Origin of the sequence: Bradyrhizobium niftali, assembly GCF_004571025.1 — a bacterium.
In the GTDB taxonomy this organism is placed as follows: domain Bacteria; phylum Pseudomonadota; class Alphaproteobacteria; order Rhizobiales; family Xanthobacteraceae; genus Bradyrhizobium; species Bradyrhizobium niftali.
Genome location: NZ_SPQT01000030.1, coordinates 72,573 through 91,753, shown reverse-complemented (window position 1 = coordinate 91,753; position 19,181 = coordinate 72,573). Strand labels below are relative to the sequence as shown.

Below are 19,181 nucleotides of genomic sequence, written 5' to 3'. Positions count from 1 at the left end.
TATTGTTTCCCTAAAATCATTGGAGAAACATCATGATTTACAAATATCTTGCAATAGCCTTCCTGGCCACCGCGTCGATGACCGGCTCGGCGGCGGCTCAAACAGCTACAGCAACGGCAACCAGTGCTACCACGCACAAGGAGGGTGAGTGGCGCGCGTCCAAGCTCGCCGGCGTCGATGTGTACAATGAAGCAAACGAGAAGATCGGCGACATCCATGACGTGATTTTGGATAGGTCAGGCAAGGTGGCCAATGTCATTCTGGGTGTGGGCGGCGTTCTCGGCCTGGGCGAGCATTACGTGGCGGTCGCCTTCGATAAGCTGAAGTGGGTTGACCAACCCGTGACCTCAACAACTGCGTCAACAACGTCCCCACCAGCGAATGCGCCTGCAACCACTTCCGCTCCAGACAGCACCACGCGAACCACCACCGGTGCCGCAACCACCACCACGACAACCACCACAACCAGCGCCAGTACGCGTTGGTATCCCGATCACGCGGTGTATAACGCCACCAAGGACGAATTGAAGGCCATGCCGGAGTTTAAGTACTAACTTTGGTGCGGGAATGCGCCTGATACGGCTACTGATCGCTCGTTACTGAGACAAAGGGCCTGCCGGTTCACGCTGGCGGGCCGTTCTGACCGGCTCGGGCGTTTATGGGCGCCGGCAGTCGCCGAGTGCGCCCACGGGGATGAGCAAAATTGCTCAGACTTGGTCTGCCACAAGCGTTAACAACCTCCATCACCGTCCGGCTCATGGCTTCTATCGGTGACGAGAACGCCAGTTGCGCTCCGCCGAACCGAACATTGGAGCACTCATGTTCAAGCAATCCTCGATATTTCAATACCGCTTAGAGGACGAGGCAGTTGACTTGCGCAAGCAGGCTGAGGGTATGCCTCATGGCATTCGACGCGACGAACTTCTACGGATGGCCAGCCGGATCGATAACTCGGTTACCGTCAATAAGTGGCTGGATTCACCCGGTCTGCGCGCTCCGACATAAGCCTCCCAGCGCAGAGAGGCCGCCTCATGTGTGGATGTATATGGACCTGCGGCGCCTGCTGCCGCGGACCACGTCCGCGCAGGCCGACGGGCAAGATACCAAGATCGGCGTCCTATTGGACACCGAGACGACCGGTCTCGATCAAGCTATCCGCCGATTGAAAGCGAAGCCGCGAAAAGGCGGGTCGCAATGACTCGATTGCCGACCGAAAAGGCGATTTCCCGTTAGCAAGAACCGCTGAATTCCGGTACACTTTGGTGGTACACACAATCGTTCGGCTTGTCCGGAAGCTCCTGATTTTGCAGCGGTTCTCGATCGGTTAGGAGGGGTGGCTGAGAGTCCCACTCTCTCCGCCATCGAGGCTCAGAAGCAGTTCTGTCCTTCGCAGCTATCGCCGACGGCGACTGTATTCGTCGCGCGAAGTCACGCCGACTGTTACGTTCGACTGCACAACAATTTCGATCGGAAATGTAGCCGGCCTATTGGGTATTCGTGCCTCGGCTAGTCCTTTTCTGTTGCTACGGGAACGAAACTAGATTCCTGCACCGGTGAAAGAGGGGCCACGACGGGGACTCTCGGCAAGTCATCGTTAATCTGAATACGTGGCTCGCTCCGGATCGGAAGCTTACCACCTGCCTCATAGTAGGCTTGCAGTAGCTTCTCACTCCAGAGCTTCATTGCTTCGCGCTTCAAGTCCATGTGCTGAGCCGTAAGGTAATAGTCGAGCGTCGTCTTCGACATCCGGCGCCAGTCGATTTCTCGGTCGCTCGGCAGTACATGACCGAGCATCGCGGATGAGGCTGCCGCGGGAAGCGTCTTGCGATGCTGCGCGAAGAAGTTCGTCGTTATCGACCGGATCAGGTGAGGCCAGAAGTCCGGCAGGTCCTTGAGCAGGTCGGTCTTGTTCTTACCGCTCTTTTTTCGGCCACGTAGCGCGCGCAGGTGGGCGTTGAGGCTGTTCGGATAGATACCTGGATCGGGATTCTCCGGATGGCCGCGGCGAGCCTTTCGTCTGGTCGACGCAAAGACCCATTGGGTTGCCCTCTTGAAACCCCGTTTTTGCGTTACCACTGCTTCCCAATCCCACATGCAACAGCAAGCGATGTGAATGCCGATTGGCGGGATAGGGAGCATGAACGGATGTTTGGCCTTTGCAAACTCGGGCGGCCATTCGGCTACGCCCCAGGGTTGGTCGGGGGTGGAGTAGGGATTCCATTCATCGGGCCATGTGAGGGACGAGCGGCTCAGCCTCGTTGCCGTGAACCGGCGGTTGGCGCTCAATGCCAGCCACCAGATGCCGTAACGCACACCTGGCGAGATTTTCTCGTTGCCTTCGCGCCCGGCGCAGTAATTTTCGTGAACGACAAGCAGCTCGGCCAAATGTTTAATGGTCAGGGCGTCCTTAGCCGCGGTCAGCGCTTGATGGCGGATTTCGATCTTCTTGATCTCCTTGCCGTCGGGTTGCGGCGGCTTCATCGTCGCCCACCACGCATGCGTTTCGCCGAGCCCGCTTTCCAGGGTCTTTTGTCCCTGCGCCCAGGTCAGCGCCGCTTTCACGTAGACCATGGTTTTGACGCAGGCGGAGTAACTACGTCGCTGGATGTCGTCGATGAGCTTGCGTAAATGGAGCGGCCCGATATCGGAAAGCTTGAGCTTCTGCCAGCTTTGTAACTCGGGCTTGTTGAAGTGCCGCCGGACCTCATCCTGGGTGGCGTGGACCGGGGGCTTGATGCGATTGCCGACCTTGCGCGGATGCGAGAGCATCTCCTGGTACTCACGATCGAGATCGGCCCAGGTCCAGGCTCCGCCGCTCCGCGGTATCGCACCGCGTGGTTTCATGCCGTAATAGATCTGTCCGGCCTTCGTGCGTGCCTTGTCCGGCGAGAGATAGTTAGGATCGTTCGGCCGGACGCTTCCGATCCGCTCGGTCCGCCCCTTGGCGCGTACGAACCAGCCGAGCGCTCGACCGCGTTGACGCAGCAAGAGGTAATGCAGGTCCTCGTCGAAATAGTCGCAGACGAATTTCGAATCCTTGGCGAGCGATGCGCGCGCGATCGCCTGTTTCACGAGCTGCGCATCCAGTTTGACCCGCTTTGTCTCGTATTTCTCGGTGCCCTGCATCGGAGCCCTTCCGAATTCCCGTAGCAAATTCGTAGCGATCCCCGTTCCGCCGAAGTCGATTTCTCGGCCTGCAAGGTGCTGGTTAGACTCGCATTTTCGGGCTAAAATTGGGTAAATGCTACCAAACGGGGGGCGGAAAGGACTCATACCGTTGGAGGCCGGGAATCATAATCCTGGGGTCGGGGGTTCGAGTCCCTCCCCCGCTACCAGATCCAGCGTAACCCTTTGATTTCCCGGACTTGGCCGATCGATGTCTCGACGCGAGGGATATCTCATTGATACATCCGGAACGCTCGCTGATCAAATTTCACTGCTAGATTGATCGCACGGCTGCGACATAACCTGTTTCAATCATAAAGGCGGACCAGGCGAGGCCAGAGATTTCGCCGTGGACGTCAACGCGCTGATCGAGTGGCTGAGCAAGTCGTAGGTCTTCCAATCCGGCGAGATCTCCGGACCATGCCTTCAAGGCGCGCGTTCCTTGAGTGCAATCAGACGACCGGCGATGCCAGATAACCGACATCGCCTTTCGCTACATGAAGAAGCGAAACTGATAGGGTGTCGAACCCAGCCCGTCCATCCGCTTCACGACGCGTGCGAGCACTTTCGCGTAAGCCATCGTCACCGGCAGCATGTCGTACAGCGCGTCGTTGTTCCAATCCATCTTCGCGAGAGCGAGAGCCGAACGCGCCGTTTCGTCCCAACTACCATGACCCGCGTGGCGGATCAGACGGATCGGGCGCGGCGTGCTACGACCCCCTTGGTAGTATGAGCGTTCGGCAACGCCCTTCACGTCGCCGTGCATCCAAAGCAGGCACTCCCGATCCCCAAGCGGGATCAGCGTGCCGCGCTCGACCGGATAGCCGTTGGGCTTTCCCTTGGCGCCGCCCTGCCGGTCGCGTTCGATCCTGACGCCGCGCCAGCCCACGTCCTCAACGACCTGTACCAGGTCGACCGCCTCGCACAGATGCCGCGCCTCCATGCAGCCGTCGATCTCGTCCTTCTTGAACTCGGTCGTCTTGTGCACCGTGACCCTTCGAGGCGTGCGGCCCGAGTGCCTTCGCCGGTACAGGTCTAGCGATCGGCTCATCACACGGAACATCTCGGTTCGAGACATGAACGGGTTTTCGCGCTGGACGTCGATTTCGTGGGCGTCATAGGCGACGAATTCGAGACCGGCGCCTTCCGCATCGAAGACCTGACTGCAGCAGGTGACAAAGCGCGGCCGGTCCGATTCGGTCGGACGCACAGCGTAGGAGAGACCGATATAGGCGGCCTCCGGATCGGTATCCGCGAGCTTCCAGGGGACGCCGCCCGCCTTCGCGTAGATCGCGAGCCCGATGCGCCACATGACGCTCGCGCGATCCGGATAGGCGAGCGCGCGGTCTTCGCGCACCAATTGGATCGGAATGCGTCGCGCTGCGGTCGCGGCCTTGAGGTGGTCGTGGAGATCGAAATCGTCACCGGCGGCCCCCACGAAGCCCGCAGCCCAGCTTTGCGGTATATAGATGAAGACGATGTCGAACGCGTCGCGACGCGCTTCGAGAGATTGGATTGCGCGGAGCAGCCTATCGGCCAGCACGACGTGGGGCGTGGCCGAGTCCTTCATCTCGGCCTCAAGCCGATCGTCCACCTCGACGTGGCAATCCTTGACGGCGCCTCGCATATCGAGATTGAACGCCTTACGGAAGCCGGGCCAGGCCGGCAGGTAGTCCTTGCGCTCGGTCGGCTTGAACTCGGCCGCGAGTTCTTTCATGAAGCCGTAGAGTCGCGCCCCCTGCCGCGCCGGCGCGATCGTCGCGATCCGAATGGGATCTGGCACGAGGCCGGACGAATAGGGGCCGAACCGCAACAGCCCGCGCAGAGGATGCAGGTCGACGTCGAACGTTCGCTCGGGATGGAACGCGAGCTCGGCTTCCGGGATGAAAATGTGAGGCGATATTTCGCTCGTCATGGGCGGGCTCTTCCTGAGTAGGCCGTCGTATCGCCGAGCCTGAAAGCTGCATCCACGCCCGCGCTGATGCCCAGCGCCAAGACGTCACGCTGCGGGGAGGCGAACAGTGTCGACCAGAATGAAAGAAGGGCGTTGAGCGTCTGATTGTAGCGCCTTACCGTGCGCTCGCGGGCAAAATCGGTCGCCGCGGTTCTGTTCGCCTGCGTGATTCCTTCGAACACGGTGCGCGGCTCGAGCAGAAGCCAGAGCCGTTCGTCGGCCCAATCCAGTCGGATGCCCAAGCCTTCCCGCCAGCTCAGTTCGGGATGCCTCGCTACCGTTCCGCCAAGGCTTCCAGCCAGACTCTTCAGCGGCCCCACTTCGCGTCGTCGATGGATGATGGCGTCAGAAGATCGCTGCTCCGGCGACGGTCGGCGTTCATCGCATGCGCACGAGTCAGCGCGCGGGTCAGGGCCTCGCGGAGCAGACCGCGCTCCTGGCTTTCGTAGCGCAGTCGGCGGACTTCGATCGCATGCAGGTCGAAGCTTTCGATGTCGTACGCCGAAAGTACGGCCCGCACGTCGTGGTCGGAGCCGAAAGCGAGCACTCCGGCTCGCGACCGCGTCGCGAGCACCGGCAGGTCGGCGGCTTCGATCGCCGACCTTACCTCCGCCACGCCGCCGATGCCGCAAACGAAACGACGACAAACGGTCGGCGTTTCGATCAATTCTAGCGCATTGAGGCGGACGACCGGAAAACCGCGGTTGCCGGTCGGACGCCGTGCGGAAGACCAGATCCGTCGCTCCGAAGCGAGTTCGTCCAATGCCTTGGTGTCCAGATCCTCCGCGAGGCGAACGAGGTCGCGCAAGACCTCGTCGAAATTCTCGATCGGCACCAGTCCGCCATCGACGCTTTTGCTGGCGGCGGCGACCAAGAGCCGTTGGACACGCGGCAACGGCGGGTCCTCGCCGCGATGGAGCCAGAAGAGACCGGTCGGAAAAGGGGTGTCGCGTTCGAGAGCTGCTTCCAGCGTGTCCATGATGGAATCGTCTCGGCCGCTGTAGCCGGCGACGATCAGGCCCCACCGGCCGCAACTGTCGATCAACAACGCCCTGAGCTTCGCATCTTGTTCGCGCAGTTCGTCTCCAGTGTTTTTCAGCCTGCGCGATCGGAAGTCGCCGTGCAATTTGACTTCGACGGGCCAACGCCCCTCGTCGATGACTTGGCGTCCAAGACTTCCAGTCTCGATCGCCACCGTCGTCAACTGGCCCGTTCTGCCATAGACCTTCGCACAGCCGTCGGCGATCAAAGGGTCGAAGTTAGTCGTCCAGGCGAGGCGAGCACGTCCACCCCGCATCATCGTCGCAAGAGCGACATGACCGTAGGAAGGCTTGGCGCCGCTGATCTTCGACGCGATATAGGTTCGACGGTCCGCCTCGCTCGGATAGACGGCTTCGAAGAGCGCCGCGTATTCTTCGGGAGCGCCGGGCCGCGGCAGATTTCCGATGCCATCGATGAACGATTGGAGTTCGCGCCGGACGGCCGGGTTGGCGAGGTCGGCGACCATCTTCGGGGAAACGCGCCGCTGACTTATGTAAAGCTGCTGCTTGAACTCCCAGATCATGTCCCACGCCGTCGGAATGCCGGCGGCCGCCGAACCACCCGCTCCGAGCAACCACATCAGGTTTCCGCCCCGTTGCGAGAAGCGGCGCGCAAAATCGTCCGCAGCAACGGTTGGAAAGGTCGAATCGGCTGACATGCGGATATTCTAGTTGTGGGAGTTACGTTATACGACTTAGGCTTGGCCTTCGGTCATTCTGCCCACCGGAATCTTTCAGTCGCCCTCGTCACATCGGCTTTGCGCGGAGCCGTACGCCTTCGCCCGTCTGGTCGTTCGCGAAGGTAAACTCGATGTCGCATTCGACTTCGAGGTAGTGCCGCAGTGTATCCAGCACGGCTTTGCGGCGAGGATCGAGCCGGTCCGAGGGCGCTGCCGTCTCGAAGGTTGCGATTGCCTTCCGCGACACGCCCGCCTTCCGCCCCAATTCGGTCTGGCTCAATCCGAGCAGCGCGCGGGCTGCTCGGAGTAGAGAAGGGGTGAGCGGGTGGTCATCCATCGAGCCGTTGCTTCTATGAGGCAGAATCTATGAGTTCTTCTGTTCAGGTTTCCGATGGGGCGAGTCGGACAACCCATGGCCGACGAGTAGAATCCTCCGTCTCCCGTTAACCGCACGTTAAGGTTAACAAAAACTTTCTGGGGTTTCGGGGACAATTTGTCCCCAAAATCCAGAATCTGTGCTATTCGTCCCCGCGCAATCAACGGGGACAACGATCGATGGTGGACTACCAGAAGCATCTTCGCAGCGCCGCCTGGCGAGAGAGCCGTCGCCGTGCGCTCGCGGCCGCAGGCCATCGCTGCCTGCTCTGCCCGGCAACCGAGGAACTCGAGGCGCATCACCGCACCTACGAAAACCTCGGCGACGAGCGCAAGGGCGATCTGACCGTGCTGTGCCGTGAATGCCACGAGGTGGTGACGAGCATGCTGCGCGCGCGCAAGTACGCGAACAAGCCGGCGTCGTACGCCGACATCGTCCGCAGCATCGCGGAGACGACGCCGCTCTTCGATCCCACCGACGGCGAGGTCTGATCATGGCGGTGGAGAAGATCACGCTGCGCCTGGTCGGCGTCGGCCCGATGCTGATGCACTCCAGTCGCCTGGCGGACCCACTCGATCCGCAGGCGAAGGCTTTGAGCAAGGTCACGTCGAAGCGGCACAAGGTCGACGCCGATCATCATCGGATCGCCGAGCTCGAGTTCTTCGGCTCGATGTGGCTCCACGAGGGCCGGCCGTGCCTGCCGCCCGCTGCGATCAAGGGCGCGCTCGTCAACGGCGCCAAGACGGTGCGCAAGGGCAAGGCGGCCAAGGCTGCCTTCGTCGCCGAAGGTCCTGCAATCCTCGAATACGATGGTCCGAAGACGGTCCCCGAGCTGTGGGAAGACCCGCGTTTCCGCCATCGGCAGATGGTGCGCATCGGAGACTCGCTGGTGGCGCGCACCCGTCCGTGCTTCGACGGCTGGAGCGCGATCGTGCGCGGCTCCTTCATCACGACCATCCTCAACCGCGAGGACGTCGTTGGCTATTTCCGGATGGCTGGCCCCTACGGGATCGGCGACTACCGGCCCGATTTCGGTCGCTTCTTGATCGAGGAGTCGCAGCTCGAATAGTTCTTGGCTTGGCTCGACCCCGCGACGCTAGGCGTGGTCCGGCACGTTGTGACGTGTTGGGTCGTGTCCCGGCGAGGCAGGGCAGGGCCCCCCAAGGGCCCTCCCTCGCCTAACCTTTTTCGAATTCCGCTTTTCGGCATCACGCGCGGTATTCCGCGCGAACGACGGAGATTGCCCGATGAACGAACGCGAACGCCCGCGCGGCGAGACGTTGCCGCCGGTGCTGTTCTACTGGCGGACGAAGACCGCCGAATCCTTCGACGAACGTGCACGCGCGGAGGTTGCGCCTTCGTCGCCGGTATCTCGGCGACGATGCCGGAGTGGCGGGCGGCTATCCGCGGCGACCCGGCCGCGGCCGTCGGTCTCGTCGTCGGGCGGCGCATTCCCGAGCACATCGGCCTGCGCGTCGATCTCAGCATGACGGTACTGCTGGCCTGCGCCTTCGTCGACCCCGCCGCGGCGCTGGTGTTGTCGCACACGTTGGCTCGCATGCCGCTTGAGCCGCGCCAGCGGGCGCGCCTCTCGGCCTCCTGGTCGATGCACAAGATCTGGCTCGGCAGCCGCCGTGCCGGTGCGCGCGAGCCCAAGACGCCGCCCGGCCTGAACGGGAACGCATCATGATCCTGCAGCCGATGAGCGATCTGCATTCCGATTTCCCCGGCTTCAAGGGTTATCCGGCGCCGGTGTCCGGGGCTTCCGTGATCGTCGTCGCCGGCGACACGCGGCAGGGTCTCGCCACCGCCCTGCGGGAATTGCGCGCGGCCTATCCGCCGCCGCTCGAAGTCGTCGTCGTGGCCGGCAACCACGAGTTCTGGGCGCGCCCGGCATTGCCCGCGGCGATCGACGAAGGTCGTCGCGTCGCCGCCGACCTTGGGCTGCACTACTTGGAGAACGAGGTCGCGATCATTGGCGGCGCGACGGGCGTTCGCTTCGCCGGCTGCACGCTGTGGTCCGACTACGGGTTGTTCGGCGAGGTGTCACGCGCGGCGGCGATGCGCGCAGCCCTCGAAGGCATGCGTGACCACAAGCGCATCAAGTGGAGCTCGAATCCTTGGGCGCGTTTCCGCCCACAGGAGGCGCGCGCGTTGCATCAGATGTCTCTGACATTTCTCGAGGCCGTCCTCGCGACGCACCACCCCGGCCCGACCGTCCTGGTGACGCACTTCGCACCGACGATCGACGCCGTGTCGCCGTCGCATCGCGACAGCCTGCTGGCCGCGTCGTCCTGCACCGCCCTGGTGCCGCTAGTTGATCGCTTCGGGCCGGCAGCCTGGATTTCGGGCCACACGCACTTCGCCTACCGCATGACCCGCGGTCGCACGCTGATGATTTCGAACCCTCACGGCTATCCGGACGAGCGCCTCGGGTTCGATCCTCTTCTGACCATCGAGGTCTAGACATGAACGGGACGACGAGCATGACGCATGTCTTGGACGCGCACGACGGCGGCACGCCTTCCTTCGAGGGCGCCGGCATCGGACCCATCGAGCTGCGGGTGTACGGCGAGGCTTGACGCGAGGGGCTGCGCTTCCGGCGGGACGCGAGCGGCGGCCCCGATCGCCAGTCGCGCGCCCGATCGCCCGGGTTTGGCGGGCTCCCGCGCATGTTGTCCGAGGTGGACGACGACGACACGGGCTTCGAGGAGAGCGCGAGCCGCGAAGGATGCCCTCCGAGCGCGACGCGGATCGCCGCGGCGCTGTTGCTCGCACGCGCCTTCGACAACTCGCCGGCCGGGGCGCAGGACCTCGTCTCCGGTAGCGGCCCCGTCGTCGTCGACGTCGCCGACAGCGGGGCGCTCGATGCACTGAAGGGCACGTGGCGCCGGATGTTCTTCGACGATACGTTTAAGATGATCGACCTCGTCAGGACCGCTCCCGGCCGCCGCGCCGGCCTCGACGGCGCGTACATCGAGCTAAAGGAGCCGCTCAAGAGTGCGGCGAAGGCGCGGCTCGAACGGGTCGCGGCCGACATGTGCGTACGCGCTGCCGTTCGTCGCCTTCTCGCCCAACGGCCGCACCTATCTGCCGACGGTCGTCAACGATGCGGCGAAGCACCGGATCGAGCTGGCGCTGCTCGACTCCGCGACGGTCTCGCGCACGATCCGCGCCGTCACCGGTGTCAGGACGACGGTGGAGGTGCCGGCCGAAGCGCTCCGCGATCTCGGCGTAGCCGACCTCGCGGCCGCGGTCCGCTTCGACCGGACGCCGGAGGCGTGCGTCGACGAGCTGCGCCGTCTCGCTGCCAAGAAGAGGGCCGCCCGCCCGTCGCGCGGACTCTTCCTCTCCGAGATTCACGGCATGGCGGCGGCTTGTTCTTGGGCCGGCCACGCGATCGCGGATCTCGCAGCCTGGCGACGGGGTGGTCCTTGGGACGCTGTTTCGAACGCCGTGATGCTCGCCGGCCCGCCCGGCGTCGGCAAGACGCTTTTCGCGGAGGCCTTCGCGCGCAGTGCGCTGGGTGAGGATTCGAAATCCGGCATCCCGCTCATCGTCTGCTCGTTTTATGCCTGGCAGGCCGAGGGGGCGCTGAACGATTTTCTGGCAGCCATGCGCCGCGACTTCGCCCTCGCTCGCGCGAAAGCGCCATGCGTGATTCTGCTGGATGAATGCGACAATTTTGTCGCACGCCGCGGGCTCAAGGATTCCTCATCGGCGTATTTTCGAAGCTGCGTAACGGCTCTCAACGAGGAACTGGACGGCGTCCGTCAGAGAGAGGGCGTTTTCCTGATCGGCTGCACCAATGAAGTCGAGGCCGTCGATCCCGCACTGCTCCGCGCGGGGCGCTTCGAGAACGTGGTGCGGATCGGCCTGCCCGATCCGGGCGAGCTCGAGAAGATCTTCCGGGTTCGGTTGAAGGGCGATCTCGTCGGCGCGGACATCTCCACCATCGTGATGACGGCGGCCGGCATGACCGGTGCCGACGCGGAGCGCGCGGTGAAGGACGCGCGCCGCGTGGCGCGGCGCGAGAACCGCGAGGTCAGGCTCGAGGACCTCCGTCTTGCTGTTGTCGGCGACCACGACATCTCTGACAAGCTGCGCTGGAGGACGTCGGCCCACGAAGCAGGCCACGCGCTGGTCGACGTGCTCCGCTTCGGCGCCGACGGCGTCGTCGCCAACACCACGCGCACAGGCCGGCGACTTGGGATGTCGATGCGCATCACCCGCCAGGTCTTCGAGGGCACAGCGAGCGACTATCGGTCACGCATCGAGGTCTTGCTCGCCGGCCGTGTCGCGGAGGAAGTCCTGCTTGGTGAGGCGTCCCACGGCGCCCAAGAAGATCTTGCGGAGGCTACCAGGCTGAGCTGCGCGATGTTAGGTGGACTTGGTCTGGCGGGGCCGTCGCCCTTGACGCACCTCGGCGACCCGCGCCGTGCGGAGGAGTTTCTCCGCTACGCCGACATCCGGGCGGCGGTCGGCATCGAGCTCGCCGAGGCGGATCGCACCTGCCGTGAACTGCTGGAAGCAAACCGGACCGTGTTGATTGCGGCCGCGCGCCGGCTGTTCGAGCGGGGGAGCCTCGCCGGCGCCGAGATCGCCGCGTTGCTTGAGGCCGAGCGTTCCGCGGCTGCAAACGTGCAGGCGGCTCGGGGCGAACACGATGCATCAGCGTCGGGCGAGCAGGGCGGCACGGTGATTGCTTTTCCGAAGCTCAGTCCCGATTAGATTCACGATCATGGCGGCGGTCGCGCATGAGCGAGCTAAGATCGAGGCTGAGGACGAATATGGCGCGTTGGATATGGCGCCACGCGCTTGATGCGGCTCTGCCTCAGGCCCTCCGCCGCTGCACTCTCGCGAGCTTTGCAACGGCTTAGCTTGCCGAACACTTTCAGCCGGGCCCTAGAATTTCGGGCGGTGCTCGATTCCGTATTCCTCCAACAGGGCCAAGGCCGCCTGGAGACGCTCGTCTCGAGCGGCGAGTTCGCTCTCCAGCTTGGCGACCGTCGCCCGCTCTTCGGAAATGCGGTGGAGGGCCTTCTGCTTCAGCGCCTCGATGCGCTGATGCATCTGCATCACGACGTCGTTCACGCGGGCCTCCGCCGCCGCCTCCGTCTTCGCGACCCGGTCGTCGATGATCTGCTTCGCCTGCGCCTTCGCCTTCTCGAGATCGGCCATGAGGTTGGCGCGCGTGCTCGCCAAGTACTTGGCCTGGCGCTGCTGCTCCAACCACTCCTCGCGGTTCGAGCGCTGCCGGCGCGGACCCAGCCTGGTGAGCCCGCAATGCGCAGCGACGTTCACGTAGTAGTCATCCTGCAGCGCCTTCATGGCGGCCTTGTAGGCCTTCTTCTGCTCGCGCTTTGTTTCGCCCCGTGCCTTCGACGCCGCGTTCGCCTCATAGCCGGGATGCACGCTCTGGATCTGGAGCAGGCCGTTCTGCTGGAGGTCCGGGATCACGACCCAGTGAAGATGCGGGTGCGGCTCATCCAAGTGCTCGACGATGCACTGGAGCTTTTCGCCCCACTTGCTGGCGAGCCACGCGATCGTCAGGGCGCGCCAGTGTTCGTATTCGGCCATTTTCTGGGGGTTGTCCTCGACCTCGGCGACGGTGTCGGGCCAGCTCGCGACGCCGACCGCGACGACCGGGCTGTCGCAGCGCAGCTTGTGCCCGCGCTCGTTGACCGCTTGATCGGCACGGGCTGATGCCAATGCAAACGCCTCGATCGGAGACCGGCCAAACAGCACCCGCGGCTCTCGGGGCTCTGCCACGTGGCTGCATGCATGCGGTGCCCGAACCATCTCGTCGCGGATATCGAACAGAGACGGATTTCGCTTCTTGGATCGCAGCTTGTGGGCGCCGCGGCGGGCGTATACGTTCTCGCGGAAAAACTGGTAACCCATGGTGAGTGTGCTCCATTTGGTCCCCACCATGGTCGAAGCGGCAGCAAGAGGGAAGCGAAGCCAAATCCACCGATCCGCGAACATCTAGTCGGTTCACTAGATGTCGTTGGCTGCCCTCCCTGATGCTCCCGTGCACCCCAATTCGATTCAGGCGTCCCCCTCGAGCGGCAAGCCGGCCGGACCCTCGCTCGGGTTGCTCGGTCCGTTCGTCTGGAGCCGCTGACGCAGGGCAGGGCGGCTGACAGCGCCGGGAAGGGCGCCCTGCTGTACCAGCAGATCCTCAATCGCGACGACGAGGAGGTCATTCAGTCGGCACCCCCGGGTAGCCGCTAAAATGCGGAGCGCGCTATGAAGATTCGGCCTTATCGTGACGGTCGTTCGCAACGTTTCGCCGCTGGAACCCGGAGAACCGTCGGGCTGCGAATAAGTCAGAGCATTGCGAAGATGCCGGGTTCCTGCATCCAGCGCTTCCTTGGGGTTACGGCTCATTGATGATCTCCAGCCGGCGCAGGATCCAATCGGTGACGATCTGCACCTCGGCGGCTGCCCGGCCCTCCGGCTCGTATTCAACGACGCCCAGACCGACCGCGATCGCGTCCTGATAGGCGAAGCGATAGGCGAGCTGTCCCTGCACAACGGTGCCCAACAGGCGGTGGTTGTCGATCCATTGAGCGAGGCGGGCACTCAGGGTCGGCGGTGTCTGGGACAGGAGGATCGCGAACGGGATGTCATGCTCAAGGAACAGGCCCCTCAGGCGCATCGCGACCGACGTCGCCAGCATGGTGGGCTGGGTGACGATCAGAGCAAGATCGGTTGCCTTGACCGCCTCTGCGATCGTCTTGCCGTCGTGCGCCGGCGTATCGACAACCGCGAGATCGAAGAGGTGACGATGGCGTGCGAGCCATGGTGCAAGTTCGCCAGAGCCTAGGGGGAACACGCGTGGCCAGCGCCTTCTCCGCAATCCCCTCCACAACTGCAACGACCCTTGCGGGTCGGTCTCCAACAAGGCGACGATCATGACGCGGGACCGTTCGTCGGAAGCGCTTGCGATCAAGCGCTCACGATCCCGCAGATGGATCTAGGCCGTGCTTCTCTCGCCATTTCGGCCCGCGGCCCCGAATATAGCGCGCTTCTGGGCGATATCGCATTGGCGCGGCGTCATTCCCGAGAAGAAACCGGAATATCGCCAAAGCTGCTCTTCGAACCAGGCTCTTCGGATCTCCGGCGCAGGATGAATTATCTTCTATCTCCATCGCCACCATGGGCGAATGTTGGTTTGGAAGATGAACGCGAAGGCATGTGAATTCGAATAAGAGCCAGCCAAATGCGAGGAGCCAGAGAGACAGGAGCCTGGTACCGACCACGTGCTGACTGGTGCAGTCACGCAACCATCCCCGGTGACGCGGAAATCTCCGAACTCAGCGTACCTCGGTCCTCGATTCCTATGTTGTCCTTATATTCGAGAGTTGGTTCCTCTATCGAATTCGTGCGTTGACTGGTCAACGGTATGGCCCCCGCCATTCTGATGTCGACGGCCGCATTACGGACGTGTGAAAAACGTCGTTGGAGTCCCTATGTACGCGTTCGTGGTCGATCAGGTCCTTGGGATCAACGGTCTGATCAACCTGTCAAACATCGTGTTCCTTGTGGCGTTCTCGGCGCGGGGCGTCCTCACGCTTCGTGTCCTGGCGATCGTCGGAGAGGGACTGACTTTGCCCTATTACTATCTTCAGGACGACAAATTATGGCCGCCGATCTTCTGGGGCGCGGCGTTCATGATGGTCAACGCGATTCGGGTCGTGGCGATATTTTTGGAGCGGCGGCCGGTCGTTCTCAGTGACAGGGAAGAACGGCTCTACCAAGTCGCGTTCAGCTCGATCGACAAACGGGAATTTTTGAGGTTGGTCAGCCTTGCCCGGTGGGCCGACTGCTCACCAGGCGAGGTTATCCTCAAAAAGGGGCAGCACATATCCGAGACCATCGTCGTCATTGCCGGTGACCTCGAAGCCATTCTCGGCAACGACACCAGAATGGCGCTTCGGCCCGGTCAACTCATCGGGGACGTGAGCGCCTACAGCGGCTTGGCCAGTCCGGTGGACGTCGTGGCCCGCGGCCCCGGAACGGTTGCAAGCTTGGACCTCCAGCATATGAGAGAATTCACCGCGAGCAGACCAGAGCTCCGCGCCAACCTCCTGCGGATTGTGAGCGCGGACCTTGCCGCCAAATTGCGTGACGTCACCACCGTCGGTCTGGGGCTCGCTGCGGAAAGACTTGCGTCGAAGTGACCTAGACTAGACGGCGTAGGCGGGCGCATCCCGTGTCGTGCGGCGATCCTATGCGGCTCATATGAGCAGGGAGTAGAAGCGCTCTCGAAATTATATCGCCTCCGGCAGATATTAGCCGAGCGCGTTGCGCAAAAGATCACGGTTTTGCCCAGTGGGCGAGACCTATTCCATCGGTGAAAACGGCGTGTAGTGCATTGGACCGCTAAACGTCGAAACCGGCACACGATCCTGCCGCGCCATCGCGGTCTCCCGTCAGGCGGGAGGCGATGCGCGGCAATCCGCTCTGCGCAGTTCCGCTCGCGGTGCTGTCGGATACGAACCAACGGCCTATCTTCTCGGCCGCGCGGCGGCCGCCACCACCACCCGTGGCTTCGGAGTCCGCGTCGAAAGCGCCGCCAATGCCGCCGAGCCCGCCGCCGGCCGAGCTGCGGCTCGTGCTGGTCGGAACCGTCGTCGGCAGCGATCAGAGCGTCGGGATCTTCGTCGATCAGACGACCAAGGCCACGCTGCGCCTGAAGCTCGACGGAGACTATCAGGGCTGGCGACTTCGCTCGGTGCATCGCGGCGAGGTGACGATGGCGCGCGGCGAGCTGACCGAGACGCTGACACCCCCGAAAGCAGCCGAGGCCGCGCCCGCATCCCGGCCCGCGGTTGCGGAAAGTGCGGCGGGCCGAGGCAGCTCGCACACGCCTCAGTATGACTGAGTGAGCCAATCCCATCGATGTCGCCATCGAGGATCGGATGCGCGGCAGAATCCACCATCCGACCAGTTTCCGTGTTCAGGCGGACGATCGGAGGAAATATCGCGGATTTGACCCATGTGGGGAAAGGCGGTAGCGGTCTCCCGCTACCAAATCCAGCGTAACCCCTTGATTTCCCAGACTTGGCCGATCGATGTTTCGCCATGTAAGGCGTTCTTCAAGAGAGTTGACGCTCCCTCGTTGTGAGCGGCGCTCCCCAGCCGAAAGCAAGCAACGTTGATCGGCGCGTGCGTGATCCGCATTTGCGTCCATCCTTTGCCGCAGCAGGTTTGCAGTTATCGTTCCGGCAGAGCCGTGAGCTCTCGGGGCGGCTTGATGCGCCAGAACGGATATGCCGCCAGTTCGTTCGATTGTTGCCCGAACATATCGACCCGTCTGCTGGTAAACTCCGTAATGACGCCGAAAAATTCAGTTGGTGACCTGATCGTCGCAAGTCTCAGGCCGAATTCAAAGGCAAATTGCGCGTTGGCCCCGGCTATCTCAAGAAGCTTCGCTTGATACGCCTGCATGTTTGCCGTCGCCAAAGCAAAGCCTTTCGTTGAATCGCTATCGGTCATGCTCTGACTGAGGTCATCTGGTAAGGCATCCACCCGAGGCTCAATGATAGGAACCTCGTAGTTAGGATCATCATGAAGCTCAGGCGGGCTTCTAACAATGGCCTGCTTGTTCCGTTGGGCCCGCGCGGCCATTTTCGGATTGCGGGCGCGCTTTGGCGCTGTCGCCGGTTTGCGTTTGCTCATCTGACGCTCCAAGAAATGGGGAGGCGACCACAACGGTCATTTCTGAGAGAACAACAGGCTTTGTGACGTGGTGTTCCAAACCGTGCGTTGTTGGAGTCCCGCATGAACTGAGATCATTGCACGTTCTGCGATGCCGCCGATGATTTTAGGTAGCAACTCCAACCAACGAACGTCTAACTGGCGATCTTCCTGACCTATGTTCAACGGGCCGAACGTTGCCGAGAGGATGATCCCAAACGCCCGGTGATCTAAGCGACCTGTTTCTCGCCCGTCGCGCCCCGCGCTGGCGGATAGAGGCCGGCTTCGGCGACGCCAAGCTGATCAGGAAACTCGGCGATGTGCTCGAGGACAACCTGAGCGCCCAGTGAAGCCAGATTACCCACCGAGCGAATGCTCGAGGAAGAAGCGCAGCATTTCCCTCGTCGCATCCGGCCCTTGCGGATCAGTGTAGGACCCGGCGGGGCTGCCGCCTGACCACGCGTGTCCGGCGCCATCGATGTTCCAGTGTTCGGAAATCGCCCGACCGGCCCCGTCGATCAGGATGGTGCGAGTATAGGCATGGCCGTGGGGTACGCGTCCGCGAAGTACCTTCGTCGTCGGCCTCGTTGCCCTGGCGGACTGCTCGATAATCTGATCGCCATTCTTCGGATGCACCGTAGTGTCGCGATCGCCATGGAAAACGATGGTCGGTACAGAAGTTTTGCCGTCCGCAACTGCCTTGGAGCCGCCTCCCTGCCGCATGGCTGCGAACGCGGAGGGAAGATCGCTCGCGGCTCCACACGCGAGGCCTGAATGAATACCGACGGCCGCGTACAGGTCGCTATACGTTGCGCCCATGATGGCGGCAGCGGCCCCGCCGGCCGACAGACCCGCGACGTATACGCGCTTCGGATCGATCACATGGTTGCGCATGATCTGGCGGGTAATGCCGGCGATCATCGAGGGCTCGCCCCCGCCGCGGCGCTGGTCGCCCGTGCGAAACCAGTTCCAGCACTTCGACTGGTTGGCTCCGCTCGGCTGCTCAGGATAGACCACGAAGCAATTCTGCTCTTCTGCCAGGAAGTTCATTCGGGTGCCGGCCGCGAAATCGTCCGGCGACTGGGTGCAGCCGTGAAGCATGACGATCAGGGGAAGCCGTTGTCCCTGACAGCGGCTTGGGATGAACAGCTTGTAGGTCCGGCTTCCTGCGGCGTTACTGAAGGTACCGGCGATAAACCGTGTGCCCTCGGGCACGATGTCCGATGGGGACAGAGGAGCGCGCGTGATCGGACTTCGCAGGCCGAGCCCGGAAAAATCCCGCATGCCGTCGAGCGGTAGGGAGCGTCTGCGTCCCTGTGCAGAGCGGATCGGCGCAATCTGCGGAGCTTCCCGCTCCTCGACGACGTTGGCCGTGGCGTCGATGGTAAGCGGATCGAGCTGCGGGAGCCGAGCCTGAGAGGCGCTGCGAGACTCCGGCGTTGGAGCGCTACCGCCCTGGAGCATGCGCTGCAGCAGCGCGGTGGCCTCGACCAGTTGGCCGGCACGCGTGAGGCGGGTTGCTTCGCGGACTATGTCTTGATTCAGCATCGTTCACCTCGTTCTGTCGGCGAGAGCGGCCTTGACCGCGGGAGTGGCGTGAAGGGCCCCCAGCACCGAGACCGACGCGATTGTGGCGCGAGCCAACTCGGGAGTGACGTCCTGGGCGATGGTGGCTAAGCCCAAAACATTGATCTGCAGCATCTCGCCGGCGCGCCGCGCCGCTTCGAGATCCTCGCGAGTGTAGTTGCGCAGGCCGAGGTCCAGGTTCTTCCGGGCCGTGGACTGTCTGACGACCTCTACGTGTCGCTCGAGCTGGTTCCGGATTGCTGTCCGGATGAAATCGGTCCGGTTCGAATAGAACCCTTCCTGCACCATAAGATCGACATGACCGAGGTCGACGTAGCCAAGGTTGATCGTGATCTTCTCGGTGTCGGGGGACTTGGATCGCAGCTCGTGCACATTAGCGGCCATAGAGAACCATCCATCCATCTGCCATCCCACTGGATGGTATAGGGATGTTATCTAGATGCTCCGGGACGCCTTTCAAGGGGGGATGGTGCCATCCAATGACCTTGGACGAGCAGCTCGCGCAAGGCGGGGCGTCACGTCGAGAGCGGTCACCGCATCGTGGAGGGCAAGAAATTCCTGGCGAAACTCGCCTCCGATCATCGCAAGCCCAATGGCCAGCTCGTTCAAAGGCTTCAAACGAAAACAGGTCCGTCGTGCTCCCACGCCGGGGCACACCAAAATCGAGAGCA

General features: G+C 62.8%; 19 protein-coding genes. 8 read left to right on the top strand and 11 right to left on the bottom strand.

Annotated features, from left to right (window positions below):
• Positions 1-32 precede the first annotated feature (32 nt).
• Positions 33-554, top strand: a complete 522-nt coding sequence (locus E4K65_RS37080; protein ID WP_135178309.1) for a PRC-barrel domain-containing protein — start codon at positions 33-35, stop codon at positions 552-554.
• Positions 555-1,506: 952 nt separating this feature from the next.
• On the opposite strand, the gene E4K65_RS37070 is transcribed toward E4K65_RS37080, so the two are convergent.
• From E4K65_RS37070 to E4K65_RS37055, 5 genes are all read right to left on the bottom strand, one after another.
• A complete protein-coding gene (locus E4K65_RS37070) occupies positions 1,507-3,126 on the bottom strand; it encodes a hypothetical protein (RefSeq protein ID WP_135178307.1) in 1,620 nt (539 codons plus the stop codon).
• Between the two features lie 532 nt (positions 3,127-3,658).
• A complete protein-coding gene (locus E4K65_RS37065) occupies positions 3,659-5,080 on the bottom strand; it encodes an argonaute/piwi family protein (RefSeq protein ID WP_135178306.1) in 1,422 nt (473 codons plus the stop codon).
• On the bottom strand, positions 5,077-5,361 hold the full coding sequence (locus E4K65_RS49050) for a hypothetical protein (protein ID WP_235885898.1): 285 nt from the start codon (positions 5,359-5,361) through the stop codon (positions 5,077-5,079). The genes E4K65_RS37065 and E4K65_RS49050 overlap by 4 nt, the downstream gene beginning before the upstream one ends.
• A 65-nt stretch (positions 5,362-5,426) precedes the next feature.
• Positions 5,427-6,818 (bottom strand): SIR2 family protein, encoded by a 1,392-nt coding sequence (locus tag E4K65_RS37060; protein ID WP_235885896.1) that lies wholly within the window; start codon positions 6,816-6,818, stop codon positions 5,427-5,429.
• 88 nt (positions 6,819-6,906) lie between these two features.
• Positions 6,907-7,176 carry a helix-turn-helix transcriptional regulator gene (locus E4K65_RS37055; RefSeq protein WP_135178305.1) on the bottom strand — a complete coding sequence of 90 codons (270 nt, stop codon included), beginning with the start codon at positions 7,174-7,176 and terminating at the stop codon, positions 6,907-6,909.
• Between the two features lie 218 nt (positions 7,177-7,394).
• On the opposite strand from E4K65_RS37055, the gene E4K65_RS37050 reads away from it, so the two are divergent.
• From E4K65_RS37050 to E4K65_RS37030, 5 genes are all read left to right on the top strand, one after another.
• Positions 7,395-7,706 carry an HNH endonuclease gene (locus tag E4K65_RS37050; RefSeq protein ID WP_135178304.1) on the top strand — a complete coding sequence of 104 codons (312 nt, stop codon included), beginning with the start codon at positions 7,395-7,397 and terminating at the stop codon, positions 7,704-7,706.
• 2 nt (positions 7,707-7,708) lie between these two features.
• On the top strand, positions 7,709-8,284 hold the full coding sequence (locus E4K65_RS37045; protein ID WP_135178303.1) for a hypothetical protein: 576 nt from the start codon (positions 7,709-7,711) through the stop codon (positions 8,282-8,284).
• 171 nt (positions 8,285-8,455) lie between these two features.
• On the top strand, positions 8,456-8,905 hold the full coding sequence (locus tag E4K65_RS37040; protein WP_135178302.1) for a hypothetical protein: 450 nt from the start codon (positions 8,456-8,458) through the stop codon (positions 8,903-8,905).
• Positions 8,902-9,681, top strand: a complete 780-nt coding sequence (locus E4K65_RS37035; protein WP_135178301.1) for a metallophosphoesterase — start codon at positions 8,902-8,904, stop codon at positions 9,679-9,681. The genes E4K65_RS37040 and E4K65_RS37035 overlap by 4 nt, the downstream gene beginning before the upstream one ends.
• Before the next feature lie 534 nt (positions 9,682-10,215).
• Positions 10,216-11,946 (top strand): AAA family ATPase, encoded by a 1,731-nt coding sequence (locus tag E4K65_RS37030; RefSeq protein ID WP_235885894.1) that lies wholly within the window; start codon positions 10,216-10,218, stop codon positions 11,944-11,946.
• Between the two features lie 174 nt (positions 11,947-12,120).
• On the opposite strand, the gene E4K65_RS37025 is transcribed toward E4K65_RS37030, so the two are convergent.
• The 3 genes from E4K65_RS37025 to E4K65_RS37015 all read right to left on the bottom strand — a co-directional run bounded on the left by E4K65_RS37025 (position 12,121) and on the right by E4K65_RS37015 (position 14,137).
• Positions 12,121-12,927, bottom strand: coding sequence for a plasmid recombination protein (locus E4K65_RS37025; RefSeq protein WP_135178300.1), 807 nt, complete (start codon positions 12,925-12,927; stop codon positions 12,121-12,123).
• A gap of 339 nt (positions 12,928-13,266) precedes the next feature.
• Positions 13,267-13,608: a hypothetical protein gene (locus tag E4K65_RS37020; protein ID WP_135178299.1), complete on the bottom strand. Its 342-nt coding sequence runs from the start codon at positions 13,606-13,608 to the stop codon at positions 13,267-13,269.
• Positions 13,598-14,137, bottom strand: coding sequence for a hypothetical protein (locus E4K65_RS37015; protein WP_135178298.1), 540 nt, complete (start codon positions 14,135-14,137; stop codon positions 13,598-13,600). The genes E4K65_RS37020 and E4K65_RS37015 overlap by 11 nt, the downstream gene beginning before the upstream one ends.
• A 556-nt stretch (positions 14,138-14,693) precedes the next feature.
• Between E4K65_RS37015 and E4K65_RS37010 the strand changes: the two genes are divergently transcribed.
• Both E4K65_RS37010 and E4K65_RS37005 read left to right on the top strand, forming a co-directional pair.
• Positions 14,694-15,404 (top strand): cyclic nucleotide-binding domain-containing protein, encoded by a 711-nt coding sequence (locus E4K65_RS37010; RefSeq protein WP_135178297.1) that lies wholly within the window; start codon positions 14,694-14,696, stop codon positions 15,402-15,404.
• Positions 15,405-15,670: 266 nt separating this feature from the next.
• On the top strand, positions 15,671-16,108 hold the full coding sequence (locus E4K65_RS37005; RefSeq protein WP_135178296.1) for a hypothetical protein: 438 nt from the start codon (positions 15,671-15,673) through the stop codon (positions 16,106-16,108).
• Positions 16,109-16,440: 332 nt separating this feature from the next.
• Here E4K65_RS37005 and E4K65_RS37000 read toward each other — a convergent pair whose 3' ends face one another.
• The 3 genes from E4K65_RS37000 to E4K65_RS36990 all read right to left on the bottom strand — a co-directional run bounded on the left by E4K65_RS37000 (position 16,441) and on the right by E4K65_RS36990 (position 18,894).
• Positions 16,441-16,905 carry a phasin family protein gene (locus tag E4K65_RS37000; RefSeq protein WP_135178295.1) on the bottom strand — a complete coding sequence of 155 codons (465 nt, stop codon included), beginning with the start codon at positions 16,903-16,905 and terminating at the stop codon, positions 16,441-16,443.
• Positions 16,906-17,280: 375 nt separating this feature from the next.
• Positions 17,281-18,471, bottom strand: coding sequence for an extracellular catalytic domain type 1 short-chain-length polyhydroxyalkanoate depolymerase (locus tag E4K65_RS36995; protein ID WP_135178294.1), 1,191 nt, complete (start codon positions 18,469-18,471; stop codon positions 17,281-17,283).
• A 3-nt stretch (positions 18,472-18,474) separates the two neighbouring features.
• Positions 18,475-18,894 carry a CopG family transcriptional regulator gene (locus E4K65_RS36990; protein ID WP_027544978.1) on the bottom strand — a complete coding sequence of 140 codons (420 nt, stop codon included), beginning with the start codon at positions 18,892-18,894 and terminating at the stop codon, positions 18,475-18,477.
• Between the last annotated feature and the right edge of the window lie 287 nt (positions 18,895-19,181).